Source organism: Rugamonas sp. (assembly GCF_025354735.1).
Classification (GTDB): domain Bacteria; phylum Pseudomonadota; class Gammaproteobacteria; order Burkholderiales; family Burkholderiaceae_D; genus Rugamonas.
On the sequence record NZ_JANXMI010000267.1, the window covers coordinates 1 to 9708 of the forward strand.

A 9708-nucleotide genomic window follows, 5' to 3' on the forward strand; every position below is an offset into this window, starting at 1 on the left:
TGGTACGACGGTCTTCGCGTTCATGTTCGGCAAACAGGCTGATCCGGGGCTTCATCATTGTGGTATTCATTGGTCGCGGGCTGATGCCAGAATTTTACCGAACCTGCGAACGGCAGGATAGGTTTCTAGAGGTGCCCTTAAGCAAGATGATAGCTTTACACCTGATGAGGCAAGACCTTGAATATTATTGAAAGATGTAAAATCGACAGATCAGACTGTCGACCCACCACGCTGATTTGCAAGTATGTCTTTTATAACACCACGTACCGGCTCCCTGTCCACCGGGCTCGACCATTCGCCGTCGGCCTAGCTGGCGGCAATGCGCGTACCGATGGGCCACAGCAGCCACGCTTCCAGCAGCGCCACCGGCATCGGCCGCGCGATGTGGTAGCCCTGGCCCTCGTCGCAGCCCCACAGCCGTACCTGGTCGTGCACGGCCTGCGATTCGATGCCTTCGGCTACCACCATGTAGCCCAGTTCATGGCCCAGCGCGATGATGGCGCGCACGATGGTGGCGTCCTTGTCGTCGGCCAGCACGTTGCGGACAAACGATTGGTCGATCTTGATGACGGTGGCCGGCAGCCGCTTCAGATACGTCAGGTTGCTGTAGCCGGTGCCGAAATCGTCGATCGACAGCTGGAAGCCGAGCGCGCGGATCTGCTGCAACTGCTCGTGCAGGCGCTCCGGGCGCAAGCTCATGGCGCTCTCGGTGAATTCGAGTTCGATCAGCGCCGTCTGCAAGGCGTGCTTGGCCAGCAGCGTTTCGAGCATGTCGGCGAAGTCGGCGTGATCGAGATCGTGGGCCGAGATATTGAGCGACACGCTGAAACGGTAGCCCAGCTTTTGCCACTTGGCCGCCTGCTCGAAGCCGGCGTTCAGCACCCACTGCGTGACGCGCCACATCAGCGCCGTCTTCTCGGCCAGCGCGATGAAATCGGCCGGCGCCACATTGCCCATGGTTGGATGCTGCCAGCGCAGCAGCGCTTCGACGCCGATGCACAAGCCGCTGCCCAACGCCACGCGCGGTTGGTAGTGCAAGCTCAGTTGGTCGTTCGCCGCTAGCGCCGCCGGCAGCGCCGTGAGCAGGCGGAAGGCCAGGCGCTGGCGCTCGTCGTCGCACTGCTCGAAGGTGCAGCGGCCTATGCCTTGCTGGCGCGCGCTATCGACGGCGCTAATGAGCGCGCGTACGATGTCGGCCGCGTCGCCGCGGTGGTCCAGCCGCACCGCGCCGGCCGACGCCGCCGATGCGTGCGGGATGCCCAGATGTTCGAGGGGAGCCGCCGTCGCCTGCCACAGCTCGTCGAACACGGCGTCCAGATCGTCCGGCTCGGGCACCGCGCGCACGCAGGCGAACAGCGTCGGGCCGATGCGGTACCAGGAGGTGTGCGGCAGCGCGGCGACTAGGCGCTGCTTGGCGGCGACGATATAGCCTTCGGCATAGTCGCAGCCGAGGGCGCGCTCCATGCTATGGAAATAATCGGCCTCGCAAATGTCGATGGCGACGGCCGCGCGCTGCTCGGGCGGCGCGGCGGCGTCCACCATCCAGGCCTGCAAATCCTGCACGAAACGGGTGCGGTTGGGCAGCAGCGTCAGCGAATCGACGTAGCCGATGGTGCGCAGCGTGTCGAGCCGCGCCATCACCAGCGCGCTCAGGTATTGCAGCACGGCCGCTTCGGCGTCGGTGAACGCGGCGCGCGGTTCGGTGCCGATGATGCACAGCGTGCCCAGTCCGAGGCCGGCCGGATTGCGCAGCGGGACGCCGACGTAGAAGCGGATGTGCGGCGCGCCGGTGACGAGCGGATTGTCGGCGAAGCGGCCGTCGGTGCGGGCGTCGAGCACCACGGTCGGCTCGGCGATGTGGATGGCGTGGGCGCAGAAGGCGACGTCGCGCGGCGTTTCGCTGACGGCGATGCCGACCCGCGACTTGAACCATTGGCGGTCGGCGTCGATCAGCGAGATCGCGGCCAGCGGCGCGTTGAAGGTCTTGGCGGCCAGTTCGGTGATGAGGTCGAATTCGGGATCGGGCGGGGTGTCGAGCTGGCACAGCGCGCGCAGCGCGGCCAGACGGTCCGATTCGTTGTGGGGCAGGGCAGCGTGCATCGTCAACTCCGGAAGGTCGCCCGCGCGCTGGCGCGGGCGTGGTGCGTACGGATGGCGTACGGGATGCGGGAGTGGGGCACGTCAGGAACTGCCGAAGCGGAAAATTGGGCTGCGGAAATTTTTATTGCTTTTGGAATCATAACATCGAAATGCGGGAAGCGCCGCACGGTTGGCTGACGGCGCGCGATTCGGCGCGCGCGGGGCCGGATTGTTGTTGTGGCGCCGCATCGCTGCGCGCGCGCGGCGCGAATGGTTGCCATATCGAGCATGTTGTGTCGCCGCGCGTGAACTTTTCCGGCGCGGCGATCTCTAACATTGAGCGGCCGTATTCCGTTCCGGCGGCGGGAGTGAGCACTATGAGTCGCACCATGACCACGCTATATGACACCGACGTGATCGCCTGGGTTGATGAGCAGGTCGCGCTGCTGCGCGCGGGCCAATTTTCAAAAATCGATGTGGAGCACATCATCGAGGAGATCGAAGACGTGGGCGGCAGCGAAAGGAGGGAGTTGCGACATCGGCTGAGCGTGTTGCTGTCTCATTTGATGAAGTGGAAATGTCAGCCGGCGCGGCGAGACGCCAGCTGGCGTCGCACCATCGGCGAGCAGCGCCGCGCCATTGAATATGTTGTGAAAAAAACGCCCGGCCTGAAACCGTTGTTGCAAGATCAGGATTGGCTGGCGGAGGTGTTCAGGGATGCGGTCGTCAGGACGCTGGGGGAAACGAATCGTGAGGAGCTACCGGCGCTACTGCCGTGGACCATCACACAAGTCATGGACCACGGCTTCCTGCCCGATTAAGTCAGCAGGATTAAGTCGGCAGGATTAAGTCAGCAGCTGTCGCCGTGCGGCTGCCGGCGCTGGCCGCGCACGCGAGCGGCCCACGCCGGCGATGATGCCGGCGCCCGCTCTGGAACCCGCGCCGGAGCCCGCGTTGGCACCTGCGCCTGCACCGGCACCATCGCCTGCGCCTGCACCGGCACCGGCACCATCGCCATCGCCATCGCCATCGCCCAGCTTGAAGATGCTGACCGCGTCGGCCAGCACCTGCGCCTGCTGCTGCATGCTCTCGGCCGCCGCCGCCGCTTGTTCGACCAGGGCCGCGTTCTGCTGCGTCATTTCATCCATCTGGCCGATGGCCTGGTTGACTTCCTCGATGCCCACGCTCTGTTCGTGCGTGGCGGCCGTGATGTCGCGCATGTAGTCGGCCACCTGCTGTACCGACGACACGATCTGCCCCATGGTCAGTCCGGCCGCGTCGACCAGCTTGCCGCCGGCGTCGACCTTGTCGACCGAGTCGCCGATCAGCGCCTTGATTTCGCGGGCGGCGGCGGCCGAGCGCTGCGCCAGGTTGCGCACCTCGGACGCGACCACGGCAAAGCCGCGCCCCTGCTCGCCGGCGCGCGCCGCCTCCACCGCCGCGTTCAGCGCCAGGATATTGGTCTGGAAGGCGATGCCGTCGATGACGCCGATGATGTCGACGATCTTGTACGAGCTGGCCTTGATCGAGCCCATGGTCCCGACCACGTCGCTGACGATCTGCCCGCCCTGCGCCGCCACCGCCGACGCCGACATCGCCAGCCCGTTGGCCTGGCGCGCGTGCTCGGCGTTCTGGCGCACGGTCTCGGTCAGCTGCTCCATCGAGCCGGCCGTCTGTTCCAGCGCGCTGGCCTGGGACTCGGTGCGCGACGACAGGTCGGCGTTGCCGGCGGCGATCTCGCGCGAGGCCACGGTGATGATGGCGGTGCTGCCGCGCACGGCGCCGACGGTGCGTATCAAACTGTCCGTCATGTCGTGCAGCGCGGCCAGCAACTGGCCCGTTTCATCCTTGCCGGGCGAGGCCACGTTCTCGCTCAGGTCGCCGGCCGACACGCGCCGCGCCAGGTCCAGCGCGCGGTGCAGCGGCTGCGTGATGCTGCGGCTCAAGCGCCAGGCCACGCCCAGCGCCAGCGTCATCGCCACGGCGCAGATCGAGACCATGACGCCGGTCGCGCGCAAGCCCTCGTCGCGAAATCGCAGCAGGCTGTCCTGCAAGTCCTTGTTCTGCAAGCCGACCATGCGGTCGATCGCGCCCAGCCATTTATCTTGCAGGGGCGCCACCTGCGTCGTCAGCACCTTCAGGGCTTGGCCGGCGTTGAAGCCGGTCACGTAATCCTGGGCCTCCTTGATGAAGGGCAGGCTGTCTTTCTCGTAGCCGCGCATGTCGGCGACGAGGGCCAGCTCCTCGGCGCTGAGCGCGATGGCCGTCAGCCTGGCCTCGTTGTCGCGGTAGCGCTGCTGCTCGACGCCGATCTTGGCCATCTCGGCCTGCATCAGATTGAGGTCGGTGATGGCGCCGATGTTGCGCGCGGCCAGACCCTGGCGGAACAGGTTTTGCCGCATCGCCGCCACCAGCGCCGACTTGGCGTTGATGTTGTCGACGCTATGCGTCAGGTGGGCGCGCGTGGCCTGCGACGACAGCGCGGCGATGGCCGTGATGCCGGCCATCAGGATCAGCATCAGGCCGAAGCCCAGCATCAGGCGGTAGCCTATCTTGATATCGTTCAGTTTCATTGTGTGTCTCCATGTGCCGGACTAACGCCAGCTTCATTGGTGGTGGATGCGGTGCGGGATCCGGCCTCTGGACGCCAGACGTGGTGGGGCGGGAAGAACTGGCAGGGCGCCATCGGCAGGGACGGGGTAAGGCGGGGTGCTGCGGTCGGCCATGCGGTCCCGTGGGGAGACGCGGCGGCGCTGGGGGAGGATGACCCGCCATCGGGCGATGGCGGGAGGGGGAACGGCAAGGGGCGGGCGGGGCGCAAAGCATGGTGCCCCGCCGTGTGACGGTGTTAGGCGGCGGGCGCGCTGAGGTCGATGCGGCGCTCGGTGGCCGGATCGAAGAACACGGCCTTCGACAGGTCGAACGCCAGCTTGATCGGCTGGCCGGCCACGGCGCCGGCGCGCGGGTGCGTGCGGCAGGTGGCGCGCACGCCGTTGAGCCAGGCGAAGACCAGCGTGTCGGGACCGGTCGGCTCCGTCATCTCGATGCTGCAATCGACCGGCGTCGGATGGTAGCCTTCCGGCGTCACTGCGCGCTGGGCGCTGTCGGCGTCGGTCACGTGTTCGGGACGGATGCCGAGGATGACTTCCTGGTTCAGGTGGCGCGGCTGGACGCCGATGTCGTTCGGCACCGGCAGCATCGTGACCTTGCCCTTGTGCTCGAGCGCGAAGGCGACGCACTCGCCGTCCTGCACCAGTTTGCCGCGCAGGAAATTCATCGACGGCGAACCGATGAAGCCGGCCACGTACAGATTGTCGGGACGGTCGTAAATGTCCTGCGGGCTGCCGTACTGTTGCACGATGCCGTCGCGCATGACGGCGATGCGGTCGCCCAGCGTCATGGCCTCGATCTGGTCGTGGGTGACGTAGACGATGGTGGCGCCCAGGCGCTGGTGCAGCAGCTTGATTTCGGCGCGCACTTCCACGCGCAGCTTGGCGTCCAGGTTCGACAGCGGTTCATCGAACAGGAACAGCGACGGGTCGCGCGCGATGGCGCGGCCCATGGCCACGCGCTGGCGCTGGCCGCCCGACAGCATGGCCGGCTTGCGGTCGAGCAGGTGGGTCATTTGCAGCGTCTCGGCGACGCGGTCGACGATCTTCTTTTGCTCGTCCTTCGGCACCTTGCGGATGCCGAGGCCGAAGGAAATGTTTTCGCGCACCGTCATGGTCGGGTACAGCGCGTAGGACTGGAACACCATGGCGATGTCGCGCGACTTGGGCGGAATGTCGTTGACGACGCGGTCGCCGATCATGATCTCGCCCTCGGAGATGGTTTCCAGGCCGGCGATCATGTTCAGCAGCGTGGACTTGCCGCAACCGGAGCCGCCGACGAGGATGATGAACTGGCCGTCCTCGATGTCGAGGTTGATGCCTTTTAAAATTTCGGCGCCGTTCGGGTAGACCTTGCGCACATTGCGAATCGTTAAGCTTGCCATACAGTGTTACTCCAGTAGGGCGCCGGCATCAGGCCGGCGCCGATGTGTTTTAGCCCTTGACTGCGCCGGCCGTCAGGCCGCGCACGAAGTATTTGCCGGCGACCATGTAGAGCACCAGGGTCGGCAGCGCGGCGATGATGGCGGCCGCCATGTTGACGTTGTACTCGGTCACGCCGGTCGAGGTGTTGACCAGGTTGTTCAGCGCCACCGTCACCGGTTGCGCGTCCGAACCGCCGAACACCACGCCGAACAGGAAGTCGTTCCAGATCTGGGTGAACTGCCAGATGAAGCAGACCATGAAGATGGGCAGCGACAGCGGGAAGATGATGCGGCGGTAGATGGTGAAGAAGCCGGCGCCGTCGATGCGCGCCGCGTTGACCAGCTCTTCCGGCACCGACACGTAGTAGTTGCGGAAGAACAGGGTGGTGAACGCGATGCCGTAGACGATGTGCACGCACACCAGGCCGGTCGTCGTGTTCGACAGGCCGGCCAGGCCCAGCAGGCGCGCCATCGGCAGGATCACCACCTGGAAGGGAATGAAGCAGCCCACCATCATGGCCGTGAACAGCACGGTCGAACCGCGGAAGCGCCAGTGCGCCAGCACGTAGCCGTTGAGCGAACCGATGAAGCTGGAAATGAGCACCGCCGGCACCACCATGCGCACCGAGTTCCAGAAGTACGGTTGCAGGCCGCCGCAGGTCACGCCGGTGCAGGCCGTGCTCCAGGCCTTGCCCCAGGCCGCCATCGTCGGGTGGGTGGGGAAGTCCAGCAGATTGCCCTCGCGGATCTGGTCCAGCGTCTTGACCGACGTCGTCAGCATCACGTACAGCGGCGCCAGGTAGTACAGGGCCACCAGCACCAGCAGCGCGTAGATGGCGAAGCGGCCGGCGCTCAGGCCGGTGTTCTTGGCGTTGATGTTAGCGTCCATTGCGCGCTCCTTTCGTTTCCATATACATCAGCGGCACCAGCACCGCCAGCACGGTGGCCAGCATCATCATGGCCGAGGCCGCGCCGAGGCCGAGCTGGCCGCGGGTGAAGGAAAACTGGTACATAAAGATCGCCGGCACGTCCGAGGAGGTGCCGGGGCCGCCCGCCGTCAGCGCCATCACCAAGTCGAAACTCTTGATGGCGATGTGGGCCAGCACCAGCAGCACGCTGAAAAAGACCGGACGCAGCGAGGGGATCACGATGCGGCGGTATATCATCGGCAGGCTGGCGCCATCGACCATGGCGGCCTTGATGATGGCGTCGTCGACGCCGCGCAAGCCGGCCAGGAACAGGGCCATCACGAAACCCGACGACTGCCACACACCGGCGATGACCACGGTGTAGATCGACATGTCGGAATTGACCAGCCAGTCGAAGCTGAAATTGCTGTAGCCCCAGTCGTGCATCATCTTTTCCAGGCCCAGGCCCGGGTTCAAGATCCACTTCCAGGCCGCGCCCGTGACGATGAACGACAGCGCCATCGGATACAGGTAGATGGCGCGCAGCGCGCCCTCCTGGCGGATTTGCTGGTCCAGCAAAATGGCCATGGTCAGGCCGATGGCCAGGCAGAACACGATGAACAGGCCGCCGAAGATGCCGAGGTTGGCGGCGGCGACCCACCAGCGGTCGATGCCGAACAGCTCGGTGTACTGGCCGAAGCCGGTGTATTCAAAGTTCGGCATCATGTGCGAATCGGTCAGCGACAGATAGGCGGTCAGGAAGATGAAGCCGTAGACGAAAATCAGGGAGGCGATCACGGTGGGCGAGAGCACCAGGCGCGGCAGCCAGACATCGGCCAGCGCGGCCAGGCGGCTGCTTTGGACCGGAATGCGCGGGGCCTTGACGGCGCCCGGCGCAGGCGGGGAAACGGGTGTGGCTGACATGCAATTCTCCAAAACGAGAGGACAGGAATTATAACGCCGCGTGCGCATTCGCGCCGCCGGCGGTCGCTGTCCTCCGGTGCGCGCGCCGCCTGGGCCGGAGCCGCGGCGGGCGCGCATTTGCTGCATCATTTATAACATGGTCCGACGCATAAAATAAGGCGGCGCGAGTAACCGCGCCGCCAGGGTGATACCGGGTGCTGCCAGGACTGCGATTACTTGGTTTTTGCTGCCTTGGCCAGCGCGTCCACGGCCGCCTGCGGCGTCATCGTCGAGTTCATGAACTTGGCGATCACGTCCTGGATGGCGCCGGCTTTAGCCGAATCGACCGCCATGCCGTGGGCCAGCGACGGCTCCAGCGCACCGGCTTTGCCGGAGGCGGCGAAATCGTCCATCGAACGGGTGGCGCAGGAATCGAACTTGGCGCGTGAGATGCCGGCGCGGACCGGGATGGAACCCTTGTTCAGGTTGAACACTTCCTGGAACTCGGGGCTCATCACGGCCGTCGCCAGGGTCAGCTGGGCTTTTTGTTCTTCAGGATTCTTGACCTTGAACATGGCCAGCGAATCGATATTGAACGTGAACGATTTCTCGGTGTCCGGTGCAGGCACGCACAGGAAATCCTTGCCCGCTACTTTGCCGGCGGCGGTGAATTCGCCCTTGGCCCAGTCGCCCATGAACTGCATGCCGGCCTTGCCGTTGATGACCATGGCGGTCGCCAGGTTCCAGTCGCGGCCGGCCGAATCCTTGTCGATGTAGGTCTTGATCTTGGCCAGCGTTTCAAAGGACTTGATCATGGTCGGGCTGGTCAGCGAAGCCGGGTCCAGTTTCACCAGGGCTTTGTCGTAGAACTTGGCGCCGCCGACGCCCAGCACCACGGACTCGAACACGGTGGTGTCCTGCCAAGGCTGGCCACCGTGGGCAACGGCGATCAGGCCGGCTTTTTTGATCTTGTCGGCGGCGTCGAAGAATTCGGCGAAGTTGGTCGGCACCTTGGCGCCGGCTTTGCTCAGCACTTCAGGGTTGATCCACAGCCAGTTGACGCGGTGGACATTGACCGGCACGGCGACGTAATGGCCTTTGTACTTCATCACGTTCGACACCACCGGTTGTAGCAGGGTGTCCCACTTGCCTTCGGTGGCGGCGGCGTCGATGTTGGCCAGCACGCCTTCAGCGCCCCATTCCTGGATCGACGGACCCTTGATCTGGGCGGCCGTCGGAGGCGAACCGGCGATGACGCGCGCTTTCAGCGCGGTGGTGGCGTTTTCGCCAGCGCCACCAGCGACGGCGAAGTCTTTCCAGACCACGCCCTTCGCTTCCATCATTTTTTTCAGTTCGGCGATGGACTTGGCTTCGCCGCCCGAGGTCCAGTAGTGCAGCACTTCGACTTGCGGTGCGGCTTGCACGGCAGGCACGGCAGCGATCAGGCCGGATACGATCAGTGCTGCATTCAGAAATTTCAATTTCATGTTTGAGTCTCCAGTTTCGATATGGTTGGGTCTCACTCAGCAAGCGCTCTGTGAGCGCCGCTTTGATGCGCCGGACTGACTTCCCGGCGTCATCGCAAGCGCGGCGCCGGTCCGGTGGGACGGGCGCCGCGCTGGCATCAATTTACCACCAGGCTTCCAGTTGCAGGCCGGCGGAAGTGCCGCTCGTTCCATTGCCGTAGACGGCGCCGGAGTTGTTGCTGGCGTTGACCAGCGGGGTCGCCGCGCCATTCCACTTGCCGTAGGTGACGTAGAAGCGCAACTCAGGACGCGACCAGTA

The 9708-nt window shown here is 65.0% G+C and carries 8 protein-coding genes; 1 reads left to right on the forward strand and 7 read right to left on the reverse strand.

What is annotated here, in order from left to right; genetic code table 11:
• Positions 1–306 precede the first annotated feature (306 nt).
• Positions 307–2100, reverse strand: coding sequence for a bifunctional diguanylate cyclase/phosphodiesterase (locus tag Q0S71_RS21595; protein WP_296000249.1), 1794 nt, complete (start codon positions 2098–2100; stop codon positions 307–309).
• A 149-nt stretch (positions 2101–2249) separates the two neighbouring features.
• Here Q0S71_RS21595 and Q0S71_RS21600 point away from each other — a divergent pair, with 149 nt between their 5' ends.
• Positions 2250–2900 carry a DUF29 domain-containing protein gene (locus tag Q0S71_RS21600; protein WP_296000252.1) on the forward strand — a complete coding sequence of 217 codons (651 nt, stop codon included), beginning with the start codon at positions 2250–2252 and terminating at the stop codon, positions 2898–2900.
• A gap of 24 nt (positions 2901–2924) precedes the next feature.
• Here the strand turns inward: Q0S71_RS21600 and Q0S71_RS21605 are convergent, their stop codons facing one another.
• From Q0S71_RS21605 to Q0S71_RS21630, 6 genes are all read right to left on the reverse strand, one after another.
• Positions 2925–4652, reverse strand: coding sequence for a methyl-accepting chemotaxis protein (locus Q0S71_RS21605; protein ID WP_296000255.1), 1728 nt, complete (start codon positions 4650–4652; stop codon positions 2925–2927).
• 275 nt (positions 4653–4927) lie between these two features.
• Positions 4928–6073, reverse strand: coding sequence for an ABC transporter ATP-binding protein (locus tag Q0S71_RS21610; RefSeq protein ID WP_296000258.1), 1146 nt, complete (start codon positions 6071–6073; stop codon positions 4928–4930).
• Positions 6074–6122: 49 nt separating this feature from the next.
• Positions 6123–7001: a carbohydrate ABC transporter permease gene (locus tag Q0S71_RS21615; protein ID WP_296000260.1), complete on the reverse strand. Its 879-nt coding sequence runs from the start codon at positions 6999–7001 to the stop codon at positions 6123–6125.
• On the reverse strand, positions 6991–7944 hold the full coding sequence (locus Q0S71_RS21620; protein WP_296000262.1) for a carbohydrate ABC transporter permease: 954 nt from the start codon (positions 7942–7944) through the stop codon (positions 6991–6993). Before Q0S71_RS21620 ends, Q0S71_RS21615 begins: the two co-directional genes overlap by 11 nt.
• Before the next feature lie 212 nt (positions 7945–8156).
• Positions 8157–9410 (reverse strand): ABC transporter substrate-binding protein, encoded by a 1254-nt coding sequence (locus Q0S71_RS21625; protein ID WP_296000265.1) that lies wholly within the window; start codon positions 9408–9410, stop codon positions 8157–8159.
• Positions 9411–9552: 142 nt separating this feature from the next.
• On the reverse strand, positions 9553–9708 hold a 156-nt coding region (locus Q0S71_RS21630; RefSeq protein WP_296000268.1), incomplete at its 5' end, for a carbohydrate porin.

What these genes read in the sequence shown, in the direction of transcription:
- Q0S71_RS21595 (WP_296000249.1), bottom strand. Translation starts at nt 2,100, where the DNA reads ATGCACGCTGCCCTGCCCCACAACGAATCGGACCGTCTGGCCGCGCTG.
- Q0S71_RS21600 (WP_296000252.1), top strand. Translation starts at nt 2,250, where the DNA reads ATGCGGGAAGCGCCGCACGGTTGGCTGACGGCGCGCGATTCGGCGCGC.
- Q0S71_RS21605 (WP_296000255.1), bottom strand. Translation starts at nt 4,652, where the DNA reads ATGAAACTGAACGATATCAAGATAGGCTACCGCCTGATGCTGGGCTTC.
- Q0S71_RS21610 (WP_296000258.1), bottom strand. Translation starts at nt 6,073, where the DNA reads ATGGCAAGCTTAACGATTCGCAATGTGCGCAAGGTCTACCCGAACGGC.
- Q0S71_RS21615 (WP_296000260.1), bottom strand. Translation starts at nt 7,001, where the DNA reads ATGGACGCTAACATCAACGCCAAGAACACCGGCCTGAGCGCCGGCCGC.
- Q0S71_RS21620 (WP_296000262.1), bottom strand. Translation starts at nt 7,944, where the DNA reads ATGTCAGCCACACCCGTTTCCCCGCCTGCGCCGGGCGCCGTCAAGGCC.
- Q0S71_RS21625 (WP_296000265.1), bottom strand. Translation starts at nt 9,410, where the DNA reads ATGAAATTGAAATTTCTGAATGCAGCACTGATCGTATCCGGCCTGATC.